Annotated in this window: 20 protein-coding genes, 2 tRNA genes and 1 pseudogene; 14 read left to right on the top strand and 9 right to left on the bottom strand. The window is 62.8% G+C overall.

The window, feature by feature from the left end; all coding sequences use genetic code 11:
• Positions 1–69: 69 nt before the first annotated feature.
• From QYR03_RS10235 to QYR03_RS10225, 3 genes are all read left to right on the top strand, one after another.
• Positions 70–504 (top strand): globin, encoded by a 435-nt coding sequence (locus tag QYR03_RS10235; RefSeq protein ID WP_259851264.1) that lies wholly within the window; start codon positions 70–72, stop codon positions 502–504.
• Between the two features lie 95 nt (positions 505–599).
• Positions 600–1,805: an alanine racemase gene (locus QYR03_RS10230; RefSeq protein ID WP_259851265.1), complete on the top strand. Its 1,206-nt coding sequence runs from the start codon at positions 600–602 to the stop codon at positions 1,803–1,805.
• Positions 1,802–3,148 (top strand): D-arabinono-1,4-lactone oxidase, encoded by a 1,347-nt coding sequence (locus QYR03_RS10225; protein ID WP_301713522.1) that lies wholly within the window; start codon positions 1,802–1,804, stop codon positions 3,146–3,148. Before QYR03_RS10230 ends, QYR03_RS10225 begins: the two co-directional genes overlap by 4 nt.
• Here the strand turns inward: QYR03_RS10225 and QYR03_RS10220 are convergent.
• From QYR03_RS10220 to QYR03_RS10200, 5 genes are all read right to left on the bottom strand, one after another.
• Positions 3,145–3,819, bottom strand: a complete 675-nt coding sequence (locus QYR03_RS10220; RefSeq protein WP_301713521.1) for a hypothetical protein — start codon at positions 3,817–3,819, stop codon at positions 3,145–3,147. The two genes, QYR03_RS10225 and QYR03_RS10220, sit on opposite strands and share 4 nt — an antisense overlap.
• Entirely contained in the window at positions 3,819–4,241 is a 423-nt protein-coding gene (locus tag QYR03_RS10215) for a thioesterase family protein (protein WP_301713520.1), read from the bottom strand. Before QYR03_RS10215 ends, QYR03_RS10220 begins: the two co-directional genes overlap by 1 nt.
• Before the next feature lie 81 nt (positions 4,242–4,322).
• Positions 4,323–5,993 carry an energy-dependent translational throttle protein EttA gene (gene ettA / locus QYR03_RS10210; RefSeq protein WP_301713519.1) on the bottom strand — a complete coding sequence of 557 codons (1,671 nt, stop codon included), beginning with the start codon at positions 5,991–5,993 and terminating at the stop codon, positions 4,323–4,325.
• A 122-nt stretch (positions 5,994–6,115) separates the two neighbouring features.
• Positions 6,116–6,724, bottom strand: coding sequence for a single-stranded DNA-binding protein (locus QYR03_RS10205; protein ID WP_301713518.1), 609 nt, complete (start codon positions 6,722–6,724; stop codon positions 6,116–6,118).
• 154 nt (positions 6,725–6,878) lie between these two features.
• Positions 6,879–8,873 carry a cytochrome c oxidase assembly protein gene (locus tag QYR03_RS10200; RefSeq protein WP_301713517.1) on the bottom strand — a complete coding sequence of 665 codons (1,995 nt, stop codon included), beginning with the start codon at positions 8,871–8,873 and terminating at the stop codon, positions 6,879–6,881.
• A gap of 105 nt (positions 8,874–8,978) precedes the next feature.
• Between QYR03_RS10200 and QYR03_RS10195 the strand changes: the two genes are divergently transcribed.
• Positions 8,979–9,052: transfer RNA gene (locus QYR03_RS10195), tRNA-Arg, on the top strand.
• Positions 9,053–9,151: 99 nt separating this feature from the next.
• On the opposite strand, the gene QYR03_RS10190 is transcribed toward QYR03_RS10195, so the two are convergent.
• A complete protein-coding gene (locus QYR03_RS10190) occupies positions 9,152–10,339 on the bottom strand; it encodes an IS481 family transposase (RefSeq protein ID WP_301713561.1) in 1,188 nt (395 codons plus the stop codon).
• 299 nt (positions 10,340–10,638) lie between these two features.
• Between QYR03_RS10190 and QYR03_RS10185 the strand changes: the two genes are divergently transcribed.
• The 8 genes from QYR03_RS10185 to QYR03_RS10150 all read left to right on the top strand — a co-directional run bounded on the left by QYR03_RS10185 (position 10,639) and on the right by QYR03_RS10150 (position 15,545).
• The gene (locus QYR03_RS10185; RefSeq protein WP_259851823.1) at positions 10,639–11,274 is read left to right on the top strand and encodes an SMI1/KNR4 family protein; all 636 of its coding nucleotides are present in this window, start codon (positions 10,639–10,641) and stop codon (positions 11,272–11,274) included.
• A gap of 33 nt (positions 11,275–11,307) precedes the next feature.
• Positions 11,308–11,727 (top strand): aspartate 1-decarboxylase, encoded by a 420-nt coding sequence (gene panD / locus QYR03_RS10180; RefSeq protein WP_259851824.1) that lies wholly within the window; start codon positions 11,308–11,310, stop codon positions 11,725–11,727.
• A 157-nt stretch (positions 11,728–11,884) separates the two neighbouring features.
• Positions 11,885–12,481 carry a DUF2975 domain-containing protein gene (locus QYR03_RS10175; protein WP_301713554.1) on the top strand — a complete coding sequence of 199 codons (597 nt, stop codon included), beginning with the start codon at positions 11,885–11,887 and terminating at the stop codon, positions 12,479–12,481.
• A 43-nt stretch (positions 12,482–12,524) separates the two neighbouring features.
• A complete protein-coding gene (locus tag QYR03_RS10170; protein ID WP_301979043.1) occupies positions 12,525–12,710 on the top strand; it encodes a helix-turn-helix transcriptional regulator in 186 nt (61 codons plus the stop codon).
• A 23-nt stretch (positions 12,711–12,733) separates the two neighbouring features.
• Positions 12,734–13,534: a mycolate reductase gene (gene cmrA / locus QYR03_RS10165; protein ID WP_301713553.1), complete on the top strand. Its 801-nt coding sequence runs from the start codon at positions 12,734–12,736 to the stop codon at positions 13,532–13,534.
• A gap of 10 nt (positions 13,535–13,544) precedes the next feature.
• On the top strand, positions 13,545–14,177 hold the full coding sequence (gene orn / locus QYR03_RS10160) for an oligoribonuclease (protein ID WP_301713552.1): 633 nt from the start codon (positions 13,545–13,547) through the stop codon (positions 14,175–14,177).
• Between the two features lie 49 nt (positions 14,178–14,226).
• A tRNA-His gene (locus QYR03_RS10155) sits at positions 14,227–14,299 on the top strand.
• A gap of 148 nt (positions 14,300–14,447) precedes the next feature.
• Complete coding sequence (locus QYR03_RS10150; protein ID WP_301713551.1) at positions 14,448–15,545, top strand: alkene reductase; 1,098 nt, start codon at positions 14,448–14,450, stop codon at positions 15,543–15,545.
• 172 nt (positions 15,546–15,717) lie between these two features.
• Here QYR03_RS10150 and QYR03_RS10145 read toward each other — a convergent pair.
• The 3 genes and pseudogenes from QYR03_RS10145 to QYR03_RS10135 all read right to left on the bottom strand — a co-directional run.
• Positions 15,718–16,179: pseudogene (locus QYR03_RS10145) on the bottom strand (L,D-transpeptidase); the annotation flags it as partial.
• Positions 16,180–16,332: 153 nt separating this feature from the next.
• Positions 16,333–16,644 (bottom strand): metal-sensitive transcriptional regulator, encoded by a 312-nt coding sequence (locus QYR03_RS10140; RefSeq protein ID WP_259851829.1) that lies wholly within the window; start codon positions 16,642–16,644, stop codon positions 16,333–16,335.
• 47 nt (positions 16,645–16,691) lie between these two features.
• A complete protein-coding gene (locus QYR03_RS10135) occupies positions 16,692–18,731 on the bottom strand; it encodes a heavy metal translocating P-type ATPase (RefSeq protein ID WP_311197634.1) in 2,040 nt (679 codons plus the stop codon).
• Between QYR03_RS10135 and QYR03_RS11055 the strand changes: the two genes are divergently transcribed.
• Together QYR03_RS11055 and QYR03_RS10130 are read left to right on the top strand one after the other, a co-directional pair.
• Positions 18,675–19,001 carry a hypothetical protein gene (locus tag QYR03_RS11055; protein WP_311197636.1) on the top strand — a complete coding sequence of 109 codons (327 nt, stop codon included), beginning with the start codon at positions 18,675–18,677 and terminating at the stop codon, positions 18,999–19,001. The genes QYR03_RS10135 and QYR03_RS11055 overlap by 57 nt on opposite strands.
• A gap of 190 nt (positions 19,002–19,191) precedes the next feature.
• Entirely contained in the window at positions 19,192–19,788 is a 597-nt protein-coding gene (locus QYR03_RS10130) for a YdhK family protein (protein ID WP_259851830.1), read from the top strand.
• Positions 19,789–19,834: the final 46 nt, after the last annotated feature.

Raw genomic sequence — 19,834 nt, 5'->3', positions numbered from 1 at the left:
GGTTTTACATTCACGGTGGCGGACACTGGGGTCCGGCCGCGTGCGGCCGGGGGCGTACGATGGGGCCCGATGGATAACGACGCGCAGACCATGTACGAGGCACTCGGCGAGGACTTCTTCCGCCGGCTCGTGCACGGCTTCTACGAACAAGTGCGCGGGGACGACCTGATCGGCCCCATGTACCCCGAAGACGACCTCGCCGGCGCCGAGGACCGCCTCCGCTGGTTCCTCGTGCAGTACTGGGGCGGCCCGCAGACCTTCAGCGAACGGCGCGGTGCGCCGATGCTGCGGCGGCGCCACTTCCCCTACTCCATCGGCAGGGAGGAAGCGGAGCGCTGGTTGAAGCTAATGGAGACGTCCCTCGACCAGTTCACCAGCGAAGAACTCCTGCCCGCCCAGCGGGATGCACTGTGGAACCACATGCAGCGGGTCGCGTACATGATGATCAACAAGCCCGAGGAGCACCCCGGCATGGCCTCGCCAGGCCGCAACCTCATGCCGTAGACGCGGCCCCGCCAAAACGGGGCGGTCTGGGTCGCGCACCAAATCAAAGCGCGAAAACCGCCCCATGATTAGTTTTGCAAAACTACGATGGCGTCATGCCGTCCACTCTCACCACCCCTTCACAAACATTGCTCGCGGTCGTGCCGCCGCTCGTGGAGAGCGGGCAGATCGCGGCCCCGTACGCCGTCGTCGACATCGCCGCCTTCGACCACAATGCCGAGGAGATGGCCGGCCGCGCAGGCGGGCTGCCGATCCGCGTGGCATCGAAATCGTTGCGCAGCGTCACTGCACTGCGCAGGGCGCTCGACCATGACGGCTTCACCGGGATCCTCTCCTACAGCGTCCCGGAGGCCATCCGCCTGGCACCCGAAGGCTTCGACGACATTGTCGTCGCCTACCCCTGCGTGAATTCATCCGCGCTGCGGGAACTCGCGGCAGACAAGCAGCTGCGGGATGTCATCACCGTCATGGTCGACTGCGAAGAACACCTCGAGCTGATCGAAGCGGCGGCACAAGGTTCGGGACCCGTTAAGGTCGCCATCGACCTGGACTGCACGCTGCACCTGCCCGGCGCGGTCATCGGGCCGCGGCGCTCCCCGGTGCGGACACCGGAGCAGGTGGACGGGCTGGCACGACGGATCGTCGATAAGCGTTGCCTCCGCCTCGTCGGGGTCATGGCCTACGAGGGTCAGGTCGCGTCCGTCACTGATGCGGAGGCCGGCGTGGCCGGGTCTGTGAAGCGGTGGCTGCGGCGCACCTCGATGGAGCAGCTGGGGCCACGGCGCAAGGCGTGCATCGATGCGGCGCGGGCTCACGCGGACCTGGAATTCGTCAACGGCGGCGGCACCGGCTCGCTCGACGTCAGCGCCGCCGAAGGCACGTTGACGGAGCTCGCGGCCGGCTCCGGGTTCTACACCCCGGTCATCTTCGACCACTTCGCCACGGTGAACCACCGCGCCGCCGCGTTCTTCATCTGCCAAGTCTCGCGGATCCCGGCGCGGGGGTGGGCCACCGTCAACTCGGGCGGTTGGATCGCCTCTGGCCCGCCCGCCGCCGACCGCGTCCCTGTCGCCGTGCACCCCGGCGGACTGCGCTATTCCGCGACAGAAGGCGCGGGCGAGGTGCAGACCCCGCTGCACGGACCGGCAGCGGACAGTGTGGCCGTCGGGGACCTGGTGTGGTTCCGCCACGCGAAGGCCGGCGAGATGACGGAGCACGTCGACGGGATCGTCGCCGTCCACCCGGACGGCACGGCAGAAACTTGGGACACATACAGAGGAAATGGGTGGACACTGCGATGACCTTCACAATCAGCAAACCTGAAATGCGTACGGGCGTGAACTTCCGCAACTGGTCCGGGTCGGTGAACACGAACCCGACCGCGTTCTACTACCCCGCCACAGTCGAGGAAGTGCAGCACATCGTGCGCACCCTGCCCGCCGGGGAGACGGTGCGCACCGTCGGCGGCGGACACTCGTTCACGCCAGTGGCGGCGGGCACGCAATCGATGATCAGCCTGGACAAGCTGGCCGGCATCGTGCGCATCGACCCGGAGACGAAACGCGTCCGCTTCCTCGCCGGCACCCGCCTGCACCGCATCCCCGAGTACTTGCAGCCGTTCGGACTCGCACTGGCTAACCAAGGCGATATCGACGTCCAGTCCGTCGCCGGCGCCATCTCCACCTCCACACACGGCACGGGCATCGAATGGACTGGCTTCGCGGGCACGATCACGGGTCTTTCGCTTATCGACGCCGACGGCAACCGTCGCGAGTACTCCATCGACACCGAGCCCGACGCTCTGCGCCTGGTGACTGTCTCGCTGGGCGCCCTGGGTGTCATCGTGGAAGTGGAGATGCAGTGCGTCGACGCCTTCGACCTGCTCGCGGAGGAGGGAGCCGATAGCCTCGATGCAGTGTTGGATTCCTGGGAGGCCAACTCCCGCGCCGTCGACCACTACGAGGCGTTCTGGTTCCCTCACACGGACCGGGCGATGGTGAAGTCGAATACCCGTCTGGCACCCGGGGCTCCCGCCCCCGGCGGAGACCCGAAAGTGCGCGGCCGGATCACGCGGTTCATCGAAGACGACCTCATTGGCAACGGCGCATTCGCCGCCGCGCTCGCCGTGGCCCGGGCCGTTCCTAAAGCAACCCCGATGCTCAATAGCGTGGCGGCGGGCGCGATGGCCGCGAACCGCTACCGTTCCCGCGCCCACGACGTCTTCGCCACTCCGCGCCGGGTGCGCTTCCACGAGACCGAATTCGCCGTGCCGCTGGAAAACGGCCCGGAGGCAGTCCGCGAGATCCGCCGCGAGTTGGACCGCCGCAACTGGCTCATCCCTTTCCCGCTCGAGCTGCGCACCACCGCCGCCGACGACGTGGCTCTGTCCACCTCCACCGGCCGCGAATCGATGTACATCGCCTTCCACGTGCCGCGGGCGATGAACTCCCACGAGTATTTCCCCGCTGTCCAAGACATCCTCAAAGCCGCCGGCGGGCGACCCCACTGGGGAAAGATGCACACGCTCGGCCGGGAGGATTTCTCGGAGATGTACCCGCGTTTCGACGAATTCTGCGCGCTGCGCGAGCACATGGATCCCGCCCGTAAATTCGGGTCGGAGCACCTCACACGGCTGTTCGGCTAGCCGAACAGGTTGATGCCCCCGGAGGAGTGGTAGACGCTACCGAAGGGGGCGTCGATCCTGATCCACCGGCCGGCGGTGGAAACGCGCAGATGCCGCGGGATCTCCACCCGCGCGCTCGGCCCCGGAATGAGCCCGAGGGACGTGCAGGTGAAGATCATGCGCATCGGCACATCCACCGGTGTCCCCGACGTCTGCTCCGTGTCAGCGGTGAGCACGATCTGCTCGAGCAGGGACCGCGGCGGCCCCATCGGTCCCGAGAACTGCCGCGCCAGGCGCCGGCCCTGGTCAGCCAGATCGCGCACGACACTCACCGGTACGACATCACGTTCGGTGTAGCCCGACTTCGGCGGCAATGCGCCCAACCAGTTCGCGTCGCGCGGCGGGCCGGCATCGAATACGCCACTGTCCCCTCCCCCAGCGGCGAGGGCATCGCGCAGCGCCTGAAGGGACACCACTGCCCCGTCGCGGGAGGCCTCGCCCGCCACCCGGCGTGCCGCAGTGCATCCGAACGGGGTGGTGACAAAGACGTCGACGGCGGGGGTGCCGGGTGCGCCGGGCGCACCCAGCGTCGAAAAGCGTGCTGAACCACCCGCATCGAGGTGGAGCGCCCGCTCGACGAGCGCCTTGAGCCCGGCGGCCCCGGCCGTGACAGTGAGTGTCTCGGTAGCCACTACTCCCCCGCCGGAGCAGAGCCCGCGGTGAGAATGCCGCGCTCCTCGTGCGTGATCTCGCGCGGGGAGGCCGTGGACAGGTCGACGGCGACCAGCACCGTGTTGACCACGCCGCACACGCGGCCCTGGCGGTCCTTCAGATCCTGCCGTGTCTTGAAGGACGTGTTGCCGATCTCCGTGACAGTGGTCTCCACCTCGACCGACGTGGTGTCGGCCATGACCGGACGCAGGTAGTCGATCTCAACATGGCGGACGAACACACCGAATTCCTGCTCGCGGTCGCTGAAATTCTCGCGCATGAAGGCGATGCGCGCCTCCTGCGAGATATCCAGGAACTTGCAGTTGTTCAGGTGGTCGTAACGGTCGAAATCATTCCAGCGCAACGTGATGTGCTGGATATTGTTCGGGGCGTTCTCGGCCATGCGTCCGTCTGTCCTTTCTGTTGGGTGTCTCCCTCCCCACATGCAGCCAAAAGCGCACGCGGGAGGGCTGAGAGAGGTGGACTAGCGCGTCAGTTTGCGGTGCGTGACGCGGGACGGCTTGGCAGCTTCTTCGCCGAGCCTGTCCACCTTGTTGGCCTCGTAGTCGCCGAAGTTGCCTTCGAACCAGAACCACTTGCCTTCCTCAATATTGCCCTCCCAGGCGAGGATGTGGGTGCAGGTTCGGTCGAGGAACCAGCGATCGTGCGAAATGACCACAGCGCAGCCCGGGAATTTCTGCAGCGCGTTCTCCAGGGAGCCCAAGGTCTCCACGTCGAGATCGTTGGTCGGCTCGTCGAGGAGGATCAGGTTTCCGCCCTGCTTGAGCGTCAGCGCCAGGTTCAGGCGGTTGCGCTCACCGCCGGAGAGCACCTTGGACGGCTTCTGCTGGTCCGGGCCCTTGAAACCGAACGCGGACAGGTAAGCGCGGGACGGCATTTCGTTCTGGCCAACGTGAATGTAATCCAGGCCGTCGGAGACGACCTCCCACACCGTCTGCTCCGGGTCGATGTTCTCGCGGTTCTGGTCGACGTAGGAGATCTTCACGGTCTCGCCGACTTCGACAGAACCGGAATCCGGCTCCTCGAAGCCCACGATCGTCTTGAACAGCGTCGACTTACCCACACCGTTCGGGCCGATGACACCCACGATGCCGTTGCGCGGCAAGGTGAACGACAAGTCCTTGATCAGGGTGCGGCCGTCGAAGCCCTTGTTCAGGTCCTTGACCTCGACAACCTTGTTGCCCAGACGCGGCGGAGTCGGGATCTGGATTTCCTCGAAGTCGAGCTTGCGGTACTGCTCCGCCTCGGCCGCCATCTCCTCGTAGCGCTCCAGACGCGCCTTGTTCTTCGCCTGGCGCGCCTTCGGCGAGGAGCGGACCCACTCCAGCTCGCCCTTCAGGCGCTTCTGCAGCTTCTGGTCCTTCTTGCCGGCGACCTCGAGACGCTCAGCCTTCTTCTCCAGGTAGGTGGAGTAATTGCCCTCGTACGGGTAGAGCTTTCCGCGGTCGACCTCGCAGATCCACTCCGCGACATGGTCGAGGAAGTAACGGTCGTGAGTCACGGCGAGGACGGCACCCGGGTAATCCTGCAGGTGCTTCTCCAGCCACAGGACGGACTCGGCGTCGAGGTGGTTCGTCGGCTCGTCGAGAAGCAGCAGGTCGGGCTGTGTGAGGAGCAGCTTGGCCAGTGCGACGCGGCGGCGCTCACCACCGGAAAGGTTGGTCACCGGCGAATCGGACGGCGGGCAGCGCAGAGCCTCCATCGCCTGCTCGATCTTGGAGTCGACCTCCCACGCGTCAGCCGCGTCGAGCTCCTCCTGCAGCTTGCCCATTTCTTCCATGAGCTCGTCGGAGTAGTTCGTGGCCATCTCGGCGGCGATCTCCTCGAAACGCTGCTTCTTGTCGAAGATGTCGCCCAGGCCCTCCTCGACGTTCTGGCGGACCGTCTTCTCCTCGTTCAGCGGCGGCTCCTGCAGCAGGATGCCGACTGTTGCACCCGGGTCGAGGAAAGCCTCGCCGTTATTCGGCTGGTCGATGCCCGCCATGATCTTCAGCAGCGAGGACTTGCCTGCGCCGTTGGGGCCCACGACGCCGATCTTGGCGCCGGGATAAAAGGCCATCGTGACATTGTCCAAAATGACTTTGTCACCGACGGCCCTGCGAACATTCTTCATCGTGTAGATGAACTCGGCCACTGAAAGTCCCCTTTACAAGCGTGTAGGCGGATGAACGTAAATCACCACAAAGGGTACATCACCCGCCCCACGCGGGAACCGTACCGTGAGCCCGAAATCAGGCGCCGTCGAAGCTGCAGGAGCTAGCCGACGGGCACCGGTGCCCCCTGCTCCGCTTCAACCTTCTCGCGTTCGCGGTCGGCGAAGCTCAAATCCTCGGCCGTTCCGGAGCGCTCCACCACGCCGGATTCCCCGCCTGAGTTGGCAGGGCTTGTGGAGCTGCTGGAGGTGGTGGCGATTTCGCCGGTCTCTTCGACAATGTCGTCGCGGGTGGTTTCCTCGACCTCGTTCATCCCCTTGACGGTGTGCTTCTGCACGCTGGTCGAGCGGGAGGACGCCTGGAAGCGGGTCAGCTCCAGCGCGATCTGGTTCGCCTTGATGATGTGCTTGTAGCGGGTCTTGCCCTCGGCATCGGTCCACTTGTCGGAGACGAGGCGCCCGACGACCACGACGGGCATGCCCTTCACAAGGGAGACGTGGGTGTTGACGGCCAGCTGGCCCCAGCACTCCACATCGATGTAGAGCAGGTCCGTGTCCGCCCACTGGGCGTTGCCGTTCTCGTCCTCGTTATCGGTGCGCACACGGCGGCTGGTGGCCACGCGCATCCGGGTCAGGGTGCTGCCGGTGTCGAAATTCTTGATCACCGGGTCGTCGGTGAGGTTGCCGGAAAGAGTGATGGGAAGTTGGGACATGGTCAGTAGAACCTTTCATTGCGGTTGAGTTTCTTGTTCACCACCTGCCCCGATAAGGAGGTGGCGCTTCTAGCTTTTCCCACAATCCGGGTTGCGCGCGAGCGCCCCAACGCGAATCTGTGGATAAGTCCCAGTTATCCACAGCGGGACCGTTCTACTGGCGCGGATTTTGTCCGTTCTTGGTGCGCGCGGAGTACTGCGCGAGCATCTCGTTGTACGCCCGCCACTCCTCGTCGCCGGAATCTGCTTCCCGGCGGTCGATGGCTCTCGCGTCGGCGCGGTCGTCGCGAAGCCAGCCCAGCAGAAGAATGACGAAGACAAGCGCCATGGGGAAACCGCCGGCCGCCCAACCGATGCCGCCTCCCACCTTCTGGTCGCGCAGCAGATCCGGGTTCCACGGCAGCTCGAGGTTCGTGTAGAAGTTCTCCGCCAGGATGAAATTGAGCTGCATCAGGTACACGCCCATGAACAGGTGGATGGGCATGGAGAAGACGAACCACGCGAAGCGGATCACCGTAGAGCGGCGGTTCGGCACCTCGTCGGGCCCGATCAGGTCCCAGAAGTAGAAGTAGCCCGAGAGCAGGAAGACGGCGTTCATGATCAGGTGGCCGGCGTGCTCGGAGACCGCGAACTCGTAGAACGACGGGAAGACGTAAAGCACGTAGAAGACCACGAGGAACTGCACGGTGGACACCGGCGGGTAGGTGACCACCTTCAGGAAGGTGGATTCCTGGAACGCTTCCACCCATGCGCGCGGGTTGAACTCCCCTTCCGGGTACGCCTCCTTGACCAGGGTCAGCGGGGCACCGAGCACGAGGAAGACCGGGACCACCATCGACAGCACCATGTGCACCACCATGTGGATGGAGAAGCTCGCGGGCATGTACATGCCGATTCCGGATGACATCGTCAGCACCGTTGTCGCGCAGCCGGCCAACCACCACGCGGTGCGCGAATGGTCCCAGCCGTCGACGCGGCGGACCAGGTGCAGGTAGTACACAGCTAGCAGCACGGCGATAACGCTGAAGAACATCTCGAAGCGCCAGATGCCGAAGACATTGGTCACCGTCGGGGCGGCCTCGAGGTTGTAGCCCATCTGGATCTGCATCGCGGTCAGGTCGGGTTCCAGGGGAGCAGGCGGCGGGGTGCGCCCCATGGACACAGCCACGCCTGTCACCGCCGCCATCACGAGCGTTTCGACGACCGCGAGGCGCACGAACAGTCCCGGCTTGGCCTCCAGCTGCGGGATGGTGAGCTGGCGGTGCGCGAAGCCGAGCAGCCCAAGCACGGCGAGGCCGATCACCTTGAGCAGCACCGTCCACCCGTAAGCGGTGGAGGTGAGATCGGAGAACTGCACGCGGATCAGGGCGTTGACCACGCCGGAGATCATCATCGTGAAGAAGGCGAACAGCGCCACCATCGAGTACCGGCGCACAGCCTGCGGCATGTGCGGGCCCAAGCGCCGCCCGTGGGCGATGAGCGCCAGCAGGCCGCCGACCCACACCATCATGAACACCAGGTGCCACAGGTAGGAGTTCGTGCCGTAATCGTGGTTGCCGCCTGACGCCGAGTGGCCCGACAGCCCCAATGGCACGACCGTGATCACCGCACCGATGAACAGCGGCACCTGGGAAGCCCACGAACCGCAGGCCAACCCCGCCGCGGCGACAACCGCGGCGATCAGCCCCACGATCAGCCAGATCTTCGCCTCCGCCACACGGTCCAGCGCAGTGGCCCACATCTCCGACGAGAAGATGACCTCGACCAACGGCGTGCCGGAGACGTCCGACAGCACAAGCGGAATCATCAGCGCAGAAATGAGCGCCAACCCCGCGCTGGACCAGGATGCCGTCCGGGCGGCGAGGTGCCCGTCGACGGTGAGCGGGGCGTCGATAAGCTTCGTGCCCTTCGGCGGAATCATGAACGCCGAGAACATGAACGACCCAGTGGACAGCGCCGCCAGCAACCACGCGACGCCGCGCAACGCCGGCAACCCCGCGGTGGTCAGCGGACCCGGGTCCGGAATTCCCAGCGCGGCCAGCGAGCCCCCCACGAAACTGAACGACAACGCCCCGGCCACCACGGCACCGGCGACCAGCACCGCGAGATAGACCGGCCAGGCCGACTGCACTGCTTGCTTACGCGACATGGCAATCACCCTACTTTCGATGGACTGCAATATGGAAAGCCGCCCGCCGTGCGTTACGATGAGGTCCGCCCAAACGCGCACGCCGCACGTGCGACAGAAGGGCAAGCCCCCATAGCTCAGTGGATTAGAGCATCCGGTTTCTACCCGGCTGGTCGCGGGTTCGAATCCTGCTGGGGGCGCAGCTGTCCTCAGTCGCGACATCGTTGACAGATCAGTCGCGACATGGTGGACAAACCGGTGTCTTGGTTTTTATTTTTCCAAGGCGCCGGTTTTGGTTTTCAGGTCAGTGGGGGTTGGCCTTTTCGCCAGTAGGCTTTTTGGTAATTGCGGGATGTGTCGATGTAGTGCTCGGCGATGGGTTCGCCGGTTTCTTTTAGTGATGTTGTGATGTGGTTGTCGGTGATGACCATCAGGACTTCTTCGCCGTAGTAGGCGCGTCCGATTCCTAGGCTGTAGAGCCTGCCGGCGTAGCGGATGGTGACTTTGCCGCTGGGGGCGACGACATCGTTGCGGACGCGCCATTCTTCTTCGGGGGTGTGGTTGGGTTCGGCCTTGGGTCCTGTTGTGTATGCCTGTTGTGGGGTGCGCCGCCCAAGTGATCTGTGGGGGCGTTCGGTGTTGTAGTAGGCGGCGAATTCGTTGAGTTGTCGTTGAAGGTGGGGGATGGTTTCGGCGGGTGGTTGGGCGTTGATCCAGCGTTTGAGTGTTTGGTGGAAGCGTTCGATTTTGCCTTGAGTTTGTGGGTGTCCTGGCCGGCCGTTTTTCTGTTGGATGCAGTTGTCGGTGAGGACTTTCTCAAAAGCGTTGCGGCCGCCTTTTCGTCCGGCTAACCGGGCGGTGAACACCAGCCCGTTGTCAGTGAGCGTGGATGCCGGTGGGCCGTAGGTGTCGATGAGGCGTTGGAGTTCTGCTGCGACTGCTGGGCCTGTAAATGCTGGCCGGGCGGTGATTGATAGCAGGTAGCGGGAGTGGTCGTCGATGAAGTCGAGGACTTCTACGCGTCTGCCGTCGATGAGGAAGAGGTAGGTGATGTCGGCTTGCCAGCATTCGTTGGGCATGGCGGCTTCAAACCTGATGTAGGAGCTGCGTGGTTTCTTTTGTGGTTGCGGGTCGACGAGTCCGGCGTCAGTGATGATGCGGCGGATCGTTGATGTTGACGGGGTGCGAAGCCCCTGCCTGTCTAGGTGGAAGGCGATGGTGTCTGGGCCTGCGTCGAGTCCTGCTTTGGTGAGTTCTTTGCGCATGTCGATGATGTAGTTGCGCAAGCTGTCCGGCACGGCATTTGGGTGGGTGTGCGGTGCGCGGGATTTCGGGGCGATGGCCTCTGCGCCGCCGGCGTCGAACTCGGCAAGAATCTTGTAGACGCGCTGGCGGGAGATGCCGAAGCGTTTGGCGACTTTGATGACTGGTTCACCTTGATCACGGACGGCTTTGACGATGGCAAGGTTGCGGTTCGGGCTGTTCATTTGTCAACGATGTCCCGACTGATCCCCGCATCGGCACCAGACGCGCGGGGGTAGCGGAAGGTGCCAACGATGTCGCGACTGAGGTGTCAACCATCACCCCAGAATGTTTCCGCCCCCTAAGTGTCAACCATGTCGCGACTGACCTGTCAACCATCAGGAATGATGTCCCAGGCACGCCGTGTCAACTATGTCATGACTTCAGACACTGCTGGGGGCGCAGCTTCCATTGCGCACTGAAATATACATTCTACGTGCGACAACGCGCGACAAGTGCGCCGCGTGAAATTACGATGAGGGCCATGAAGAGCACGTTCACGATCACAGCGACTCTCAACGAACTCGAATTTCTCATGGGCACCGTTTACCCGCCGGCGTTCATGGCTTTAGGCGACGGGATGGCGCTCGCCGACATCCAGCGGACGGTGAACGCGTATTCGCCGCTGCTGGAAAAAGCCGGCGTCGATTTCCCCTCCGAGCTGGTCGAGCTGTACCACTGGCACAACGGCTCGAACCGCACGGACATCATCGGCCCAGTCCAGCTACTCAGCCTCGAGGAGGCATTAGAGACATGGCGCGCGCTTATCGACGCTAAAGACACCGAATTCCCCTCCGATGCCTGGTACTACCCGAGCTGGATTCCCTTCGCTAAATCCTGGTCCGACTGTTATCTGTGCATTGACGCCAAGGGAGTTGCCGGCGGCAACCGCGGCCAGATCGTGGAATTCGAACGTGACCACCCGATGCGGACTATTCAGGCGCTCTACATGCGGGATTGGTTCCAATGCGTGGTGGATGATTACTCGCTGGAGGAATACACCCGAACCCATGGAATCCCCGCCGGCGAGGAGGGCGAGGACGGTCTCTACGACTACGACCCAGAGGAGCCGCCGGAGGGGCCGAGCTGCTACATCAACCACTTCAAGGCGGGAGCATAGCCTCAAACTACAGGTGGAGTAACCTTTCTAACCGTGTTCCGCACCATGTTGAAGTCCAAGATTCACCGCGCCACGGTCACTCAAGCAGATCTGCACTACGTAGGGTCCTGCACGATCGACGCTGACCTGATGAAGGCAGCCGATCTGCTCGAAGGCGAGCAGATTGACATCGTCGACATTGACAACGGCAACCGCCTCACCACTTACGCCATCACAGGTGAGGCCGGCTCGGGCGTGATCGGCATCAACGGCGCCGCCGCGCGCATGATCAACCCCGGCGACCTAGTGATCATCATCGGTTACGCCCAGTATTCCGAGGAGGAACTGGAACACTACAGCCCGCGCATCGTTTTTGTCGACGAGAACAACGCACAGATCGAATACGGCCACGACCCGGCCCACGCCCCGGACGGTTCGGGCCTGAGAGATCCCCGGCACCCCGAGGACAACTAATTTCGCCGATTTTTCACCCCAGCTTTCACCAGCACAAACACTGCCGTCCATAGCTTCTGCGGGGCGGCATTTTTCGTGTGCAGCCTTGACGGCTTATCGAATAGCGATATTATCGAATTGCGACAACATCGAAAGTCGATAAGAAAGGATCGAAGCCATGGGCACGCAAGAAACGAACCCGACCAACTCCCCCACTCCGGCACCACAACCGCGCCCGCCGAAGAAGGACAAGAGCACGAATATTTCGTGGGCCGATGTGCTCACCGTCGCCATCGCATTGGCATGGATCCTCCCAGAGATCGTTGCGCTGGCATCGCACGGCATCATCTCCACCCGCCTCTCCCCCGCAGTCGCGGGCGGACTGCACTTCGCCGATCTCGATTCGGGTCCGCAGACCCTCTACACCGTCGCGCTCGCACTGAAGTTCATTGGCATACTCGCCGCAGTGTTCCTGGTCACCAACACGTTCAGCGACATGTCGAAAGGAGAGTTCTTCACAGAGAAGAATTCGCGTCGCCTCACAGCCGCATGGATCAGCATCTTCGTTTTCTTCATTGCACGCCTCGGCCTGGAGGGCATGGCCAATAACTGGGCAGCAACGCAGCTGGGAATCGACTGGTGGCAGGATCCGGGCACCACGACCCCGCTCTCCGACTTGGCCCCGGCACTGGTTCTCGCCTGCGTCCTCGCCGCACTGGCAACCGCCCTGCGCCGCGGTGCCAAGCTCGAAGAGGACGTGGACGGCCTTGTCTAAACCGAATCCCGAACCCACGGTGGTCTGCCACCTCGACGAACTAATGGCCGAACGCGGAATCACCGGCGCGGCTCTCGCCGAACAAGTGGGCATCACCCCCGTCAACCTCTCCGTTCTGAAAAATAACCGAGCGAAAGCCGTCCGCTTCACCACCCTCGCGGCGATCTGCCAGGCGCTCGACTGCCAGCCCGGCGACGTCTTCTCCGTCGGCATCCCCGAATCCGAGTAGCTGGCACCTGTAGGCTCGCAGGCATGAGTTTCCCCTCCCCCGCACGCGATTCCTACGCCTTGGTCACCGGCGCGAGCCAAGGCATCGGCGAGGCCATGGCACGTGATTTCGCCGCCGAAGGCCACAACCTCATCATCGTCGCACGCCGCGAAGACGTCCTGACACAGCTCGCCCACGAACTCTCCGCCGCACACAACGTCGACGTCATCGTCGCCGCACACGATCTATCAGTGAGCGATAACGTCGATAAGCTTCTTTCGCTTATCGACGAAAAACGCATCTCCATCTGCGTCAACTCCGCCGGCATCGCCTCCTTCGGCCCGTTCATGGACCAGGACTGGACCTACGAGACGAACCAGTTCAACCTGAACGCGACGGCGGTCTTCCGCATCACCAAAGCCGTCCTCGACCAAATGGTGCCCCGGGGCGAAGGCGCCCTCTGCAATGTCGGCTCCGCCGCCGGCAATGTGCCGATCCCGAACAACGCCACCTATGTGCTCACCAAAGCCGGCGTGAACGCGTTCACCGAAGCCCTCCACTACGAACTGAAGAAGACCGGGGTGCACTGCACCCTTCTGGCTCCCGGTCCAGTCCGCGATGCAGTGATCCCCGAAGAAGAAAAGTCCATCGTGGACAAAGTCGTGCCCGATTTCCTCTGGACCACCTACGAGTCCTGCTCCCGCGAGACCATCGACGCAATGAAGAAGAACCGCCGCCGCATCACGCCCGGCCCACTGTCGAAGGCCATGGACTTCGTCTCCTCGTATGCTCCACGCGGTGCGCTCGCACCGGTGATGGGCTGGTTCTACGCCAAGATGGGCTAGCGTGGGCCACATGAGTGAAGCACTGGCCGCAAAAGACGACCGCATTGTCTGGGTCGATTTGGAAATGACGGGACTGGACCCCGACCGCCACGTCATCGTGGAGGTCGCCGCCCTGGTCACCGACGCCGAGCTGAATATCCTCGACGACGGCATCGACCTCGTCGTCCACGCCACCGACGACCAGTTGGCGGAAATGGACGACTACGTCACCGAAATGCACGGCTCCTCCGGGCTGACCGAGCAGATCAAGGCCTCCAGCGTCTCCATCGAGGAGGCGGAGGAAGCGGTGCTGGGGCTCGTCGAAAAGCACTGCGGCAACCACCGCCCGCCCCTGGCCGGCAATTCGATCGCCACGGACCGCTCCTTCATCCGCGCCCAGATGCCACGCCTGGATGCGGCGCTGCACTACCGGATGATCGATGTGTCCACCATCAAGGAGCTCACCCGCCGCTGGTTCCCCAAGGCCTACTACAACCAGCCGGACAAGGGCATGGCGCACCGCGCCCTGGCCGATATTGTCGAGTCCATCCGCGAGCTCGACTACTATCGACGCTCCGTGTTCGTTCCCGCGCCGGGGCCGTCCTCGTCCGAAGCGAACGAGAGCACCAAAGCAGCCACCGACGCCTACCAGCAGTTTTTGTAAAAACGGGCGCGTGAACTAATGTAGAAACCCGCTGCAATTAGCAGCGATGGTGGCTGTAGTTCAGCTGGTAGAGCACCAGGTTGTGATCCTGGGTGTCGCGGGTTCGAGCCCCGTCAGCCACCCCGAAAGATGCCCCGTGATCTGCAGAAACAGGTTGCGGGGTATATTGCTTTTCGGCGTCCGGCCGCCACCCCCTCCCGTGATCCTGGCTGACAGCGCCAAGCAGAGCGAGTGCGGAATAATTGTCGGCGCCGCCGCATTGAAGGAAGCATGTCCTCACTTTTTGATTCCCTCGAACTAGGTCGCCTGACCCTCCCGAACCGCATCATCATGGCTCCCCTGACGCGCTCGCGCGCGGGCCGCGACGGTGTGCCGACCTCCTTGCACGAGACCTACTACACGCAGCGCTCCTCGATGGGCCTCATCGTCACCGAGGGAGTCTTCACGGCAATAAGCCGCCGTTCTTTCCCCGGCCAGACGGGAATCGACACCCCAGAGCGAATTGCCGGATGGCGTCGCGTCGCCGATTCCGTTCACGATGCCGGCGGACACGTTTTCATGCAGGTGATGAACGGTGGGCGCCTGTCCCACGCCAGCCTGCAGGAAGGCGCGGAGCCGGTCGCACCGTCCACAGTGGCTTCGGGCACTGCGGTCCGGGACTTCGAGTCGCGCAAGGACTGCCCGGTCCCCCGCGCCCTGGACACCTCTGAGATACCAGTCATCATCGATGAGTTCCGCAAAGCCGCCCGGAACGCCATCGACGCCGGGATGGATGGCGTGGAATTGCACGGCGCGAACGGCTACCTCCTGCACCAGTTCCTGTCGCCGAGCTCGAATCTGCGGGAGGATGCCTACGGCGGCTCCCCGGAGAACCGGTTCCGGCTCATCGAGGAGATTATGCGCGCGGTAGCAGATGAAATCGGGGCGGATCGCGTGGGCATCCGCCTGTCCCCGCAGAACAACATCCAAGGCATCGAGGAAACGGATTCGGCCGACGTGCTCGCCACCTACGGAGGACTTCTCGACGCCACTGCGGACCTCGGGCTCGCCTACGTTTCTTTCATCCACGCGGATCCCGCAGGCGGGCTGATGACCGAGCTGATAGCCCGTGCCCGCGCTAACGGCCGCACGCGCATCATCCTCAATTCTGGAGGTGCCGAGGGAACCCAGCGTGACCGTGCCGAGTGGTTGATACAGCAGGGAGATGCTGTTTCGGTGGGCCGGATGGCAATCTCCAACCCAGACTTGGTGCGCCGCTGGAAAGAGGATCTCCCGGTGAACGCCCCCGACGTGTCCACGTTCTACACAGGCGGGGAGCGGGGCTACACCGACTATCCCTTTTACCCCGACAGTGACAGGGAGCGTTAGCACCCCGTTCGCGCACCGCCGTGGGTCCGCTGTGGGCCGGCGACGCACGGCTCGGTGAACGGGACCGACCCCCGTCGGCCTCCCCGCCCCCAAAATCTGTAAAACACCCTGCGCAGTTCCTCCTCCTTGGAGGTACCGTGCAGGGTGTACTCGTTGCTGTGGCCACTCGGACTTACCCGTCGACGTTGCCGGCCTTGAGGGTCTCCCAGTCGAGGTTCCAGTAGCCGAGGCCGTCCAAGCCCGACAGGGTTTCGCCAGAGGTGTTGACCACCTCGACCGGGTCGCCCTGCTTGACGTAGTTCATGAACCACTGCGCGTCATCCGGCGTGGCGTTAATGCAGCCGTGGGACTGGTTGTAGCTGCCCAGGGCGCCGATCGCCCACGGCGCAGAGTGGACGTAAATGCCCGACCAAGACATCTGGGTCGCGTAGTTGACCTGGGTGCGGTAGCCTCCGGCATCCAGCGACAAGCCGAACGTGGTGGAGTCCATCGTCATGGACTCGTTCTTCTCGCCGACGACATACATGCCGTTCGGCGTGGCGAACTGGCCGTCACGGCCGAGGGAGACCGGGAAGGACTTCACCTCTTCGCCATTGTGGTAGACCGTCAGCGTCTTCGTGTTGTCGTCCACGAGCGTTAACCCGCTGCAATTCGCAGCGATGGTGGCTGTAGTTCAGCTGGTTGAAGTGTCCTGGGTTTAGTTCCGATCATTTCTAGAGAGGCCTACCGCCCTCTGCCCCCCATTTGAGCAATGGGCGCAGGAGGTTGGACGTCTGGCCCTGAGGATTTAGGAGCGGACGAGGCGGGCGATGGCGTCGGCGGCTTCGGCGAGTTTTTCTTCAGCTTCCGGCCCGTCGGCTTGAGCTGCACGGACTACGCAGTGGCGCATATGGTCATCGAGAAGGCTCAGCGCGACGTTGTTCAGAGCTGAGGTGATGGAACTGATTTGGGTGAGGATATCTATGCAGTATTTCTCTTCATCGATCATGCGATGAATCCCGCGGGCTTGGCCTTCAATGCGCTTCAATCGGGCCAAATATCGGTCTTTGTCACCGATATATCCGTGGTCAGCGGGTTCAGCATGTGGGGTGGCGGTCATGGGCCTACTTTCTTCGTGCGCCAACGTTGTCACAGCAGTGTCTCATGTTAGGCGTCCATGGTCTCGGGTTTCCGGTCCAGGGACCTAGCAACACTGGCAGCTGGGGTCAGATCCAAGCGGCGCAGCAGCTGGGCATTGAGGGCGACTACCACGGTTGAGGCCGACATCAGGATTGCACCCACGCTCATCGGCAGCATAAACCCGATCGGAGCCAGCACTCCAGCGGCCAGGGGGACGGCTGCGATATTGTAGCCAGCAGCCCACCACAGGTTCTGTTTCATTTTCCGGTAACTGGCCTCGGAGAGCTCAATTACGGATAAGACCGAGCGGGGATCCGAGGAAGCCAGGATAACCCCGGCCGAGCCGATGGCCACATCGGTGCCGGCACCAATGGCGATGCCCACATCGGCCTGAGCCAAAGCTGGCGCGTCATTGACCCCGTCACCGACCATGGCCACTCTGCGGCCCTCAGCTTGAAGTTCTGCGACCTTGGCGGCCTTATCTTCGGGCCGGACCCCAGCAAAGACTCGGTCAATACCCAGCTCTTTGGCCACGGTCTCAGCAACGGCTTGGGCATCGCCGGTGATCATCACGACCTGGACCCCATGGGCATGCAGGGCGTCAACGGTGTCACGGGATTCGGGTCGGATTTCATCGGCTAGACGCAACGCGCCAATAACTTGGCCATCTTCCAGCACGTGAAGAATGATCGCCCCCTCGTCGCGCCACCGCTCGGCAATCGCTAACTCATCTAGGGAATGGTGGTCTAGCAGGTAGGGGCCACCGACTTCAACCTCTGTGCCATTGACCGTTGCTTTGACGCCCACAGCTGGGGAAGAGGAAAAATCACTGGTGCCAGGTACGTCGAGATTGCGGGCCCGGGCCGCGCCGACAATGGCCTGCGCTAGGGGGTGCTCGCTGTCGGTTTCAGCAGCGGCGGCCAACGCTAACACCTCATCTTTGGTTCTATCACCCACAGGGTGGATCCCGGTGACGGTGGGCTCACCTTTGGTCAGGGTGCCGGTCTTATCGAACAGTACCGAATCCACGGAGCGCATCGATTCCAGTGCCAAGCGATCTTTGATCAACACCCCGCCACGAGCCGCGCGCTCGGTGGCAATCGATACCACCAACGGAATTGCGAGGCCCAAGGCGTGAGGGCAGGCAATGACCAGCACCGTAATGGTGCGTACTACGGCGGCGTCGGGCATACCCAGTATGGACCACACCAGCGCAGTAATTACCGCAGCCCCGAAGGCGAACCAGAACAACCAACCGGCGGCGGTGTCGGCAATGCGTTGGGCTTTGGAGGAGGAGGATTGGGCGTCGACGACCAGTTTCTGGATCCCCGCCAGCGCGGTGTCATCTCCAATGGCGGTGACTTTGACCCGCAGCCCGGAATCCGTGGCCACAGTGCCGGCCACGACGTGGTCGTCCGGGCCGCGTCGGACGGTTTTGGATTCTCCGGTGACCATGGATTCATCCATGGAGGCACTGCCGTCGACGATCTGGCCATCGGCCGGGACCGCAGATCCAGGCCTGACAATGACGACATCTCCAACGACCAGCTCCGCCGGAGCGACGGTGACAACGTCATCGCCGTCGACCTTCTCGGCTTCATCCGGCAGCAAGGCGGCCAGGGAGTCTAAGGCGGAAGTGGTTTGGGCCAAGGACCGCATTTCAATCCAGTGGCCTAACAACATAATGACCACCAGTAGCGCCAGTTCCCACCAGAAGTTCAGCTCGTAATCCAAGATGCCCAGGGTCGCACCCCAGGAGGCAATGAAGGCCACCGTGATTGCTAACCCGATAAGCAGCATCATGCCGGGTTGTCGTGACCGGATCTCGGAGACCGCCCCCGTCAGGAAAGGCTGGCCACCCCAGAAATAGATGATTGTGCCCAGGATCGGCGACACCCACCGCACCCAGGCCGTGTCAGGTAATTGATAGCTCAACAGATCGGCGAACATCGGGTTGAACGCGACCACTGGAATTGCCAGCACCAACATGATCCAAAATAACCGCCGGAATTGTCCGACATGATCCCCATGGTCCCCGTGGCCATGTCCGGCATGGCCGCCGTGCATCTCGTGGCCGGAATGGTGTTGGCCCTCCTGGCCGTGCCCGCCCGCGCCGTGTTCGTGATGCTCATGCCCGTCGTGCCCCATGGCGCCAGCTTGGCTGGCTTGATGATCCGCCTGGTGGACTTCGGTTTCAGTAGTGCGAGCCTGTTGATGCGCAATGTGGTGTTGGGGGTGATGGTGGTCGCGTTCAACCATGTCAGAAGCCTTTCCATGGAAGTGATTGTGAAATATTTCCGCGTCCGAAGAGCTGGGCGATATCCATCGAGCGTGTAGCGCCTCGCGAGAACTTGCGGGCTCATGCACTCGTCGGACTGGGGGGGCGGTTTCGCACTAGACACGCGACGCACGTTAACCCGCCGCCTCGACAGCCCATCTTAGTCCGCTTGCTATATACCCTATACCCCTATAGGGTTCAGTTTCAATGGATGGCATCCCCGTCCACCCCGGAATGACAGGAGCACTGATGAACAAACTGACCCAGATAACTCGACTTACTCTCGTAGCTGCAATAGGTACCTTGGCTCTGACTAGCTGTGCCGGAACCGGTGACGACGAGGTCGCCACCGACCCCGCAACCACCAAGGAGCAAGCGCAGACCGATGCCGCTAGCCCCCACACGCAAGCCCACGATCATGACGCAGATGGCGGCCTACCACCATCGGGAATCGAGGAAGCCACCGATCCCACATATGCCGTCGGCGACTCTGTGATCCTCGACGCCGACCATATGCCAGGTATGGATAATGCTGAAGCCACCATCTCTGGCGCATTTGATACGACCACTTATTCTGTGAGCTACACGCCCACTGATGGTGGCACCCGTGTGACGGACCACAAGTGGGTCGTCCACGAAGAACTCGAAGGCCACGGCGAAGCGCCGCTTGAAGCAGGCAGTCAAGTCATTTTGAACGCCGATCACATGCCTGGAATGAAGGGAGCAGAAGCCACCATAGATAGCTCCACCGACGAAACCGTCTACATGGTCGATTTCGAGATGGACGGCATGGAGATGACCAATCACAAATGGGTAGTGGAAAGCGAAATCCAACCCCGCAACTAAGGCACCGATATAAAAGCACCCTGCGCAGTTCCTCCTCCTTGGAGGT

This window comes from Corynebacterium sp. P4-C1, from assembly GCF_030503595.1.
Classification (GTDB): domain Bacteria; phylum Actinomycetota; class Actinomycetes; order Mycobacteriales; family Mycobacteriaceae; genus Corynebacterium.
This window is presented reverse-complemented; position numbering and strand designations above follow the sequence as displayed.

Excerpts from the sequence above, each read along its gene's own strand:
- QYR03_RS10235 (WP_259851264.1), top strand. The coding sequence starts at position 70 with ATGGATAACGACGCGCAGACCATGTACGAGGCACTCGGCGAGGACTTC.
- QYR03_RS10230 (WP_259851265.1), top strand. The coding sequence starts at position 600 with ATGCCGTCCACTCTCACCACCCCTTCACAAACATTGCTCGCGGTCGTG.
- QYR03_RS10225 (WP_301713522.1), top strand. The coding sequence starts at position 1,802 with ATGACCTTCACAATCAGCAAACCTGAAATGCGTACGGGCGTGAACTTC.
- QYR03_RS10215 (WP_301713520.1), bottom strand. The coding sequence starts at position 4,241 with ATGGCCGAGAACGCCCCGAACAATATCCAGCACATCACGTTGCGCTGG.
- QYR03_RS10205 (WP_301713518.1), bottom strand. The coding sequence starts at position 6,724 with ATGTCCCAACTTCCCATCACTCTTTCCGGCAACCTCACCGACGACCCG.
- QYR03_RS10200 (WP_301713517.1), bottom strand. The coding sequence starts at position 8,873 with ATGTCGCGTAAGCAAGCAGTGCAGTCGGCCTGGCCGGTCTATCTCGCG.
- QYR03_RS10190 (WP_301713561.1), bottom strand. The coding sequence starts at position 10,339 with ATGAACAGCCCGAACCGCAACCTTGCCATCGTCAAAGCCGTCCGTGAT.
- QYR03_RS10185 (WP_259851823.1), top strand. The coding sequence starts at position 10,639 with ATGAAGAGCACGTTCACGATCACAGCGACTCTCAACGAACTCGAATTT.
- QYR03_RS10175 (WP_301713554.1), top strand. The coding sequence starts at position 11,885 with ATGGGCACGCAAGAAACGAACCCGACCAACTCCCCCACTCCGGCACCA.
- QYR03_RS10170 (WP_301979043.1), top strand. The coding sequence starts at position 12,525 with ATGGCCGAACGCGGAATCACCGGCGCGGCTCTCGCCGAACAAGTGGGC.
- cmrA (WP_301713553.1), top strand. The coding sequence starts at position 12,734 with ATGAGTTTCCCCTCCCCCGCACGCGATTCCTACGCCTTGGTCACCGGC.
- orn (WP_301713552.1), top strand. The coding sequence starts at position 13,545 with ATGAGTGAAGCACTGGCCGCAAAAGACGACCGCATTGTCTGGGTCGAT.
- QYR03_RS10150 (WP_301713551.1), top strand. The coding sequence starts at position 14,448 with ATGTCCTCACTTTTTGATTCCCTCGAACTAGGTCGCCTGACCCTCCCG.
- QYR03_RS10140 (WP_259851829.1), bottom strand. The coding sequence starts at position 16,644 with ATGACCGCCACCCCACATGCTGAACCCGCTGACCACGGATATATCGGT.
- QYR03_RS10135 (WP_311197634.1), bottom strand. The coding sequence starts at position 18,731 with ATGCACGGCGGCCATGCCGGACATGGCCACGGGGACCATGGGGATCAT.
- QYR03_RS10130 (WP_259851830.1), top strand. The coding sequence starts at position 19,192 with ATGAACAAACTGACCCAGATAACTCGACTTACTCTCGTAGCTGCAATA.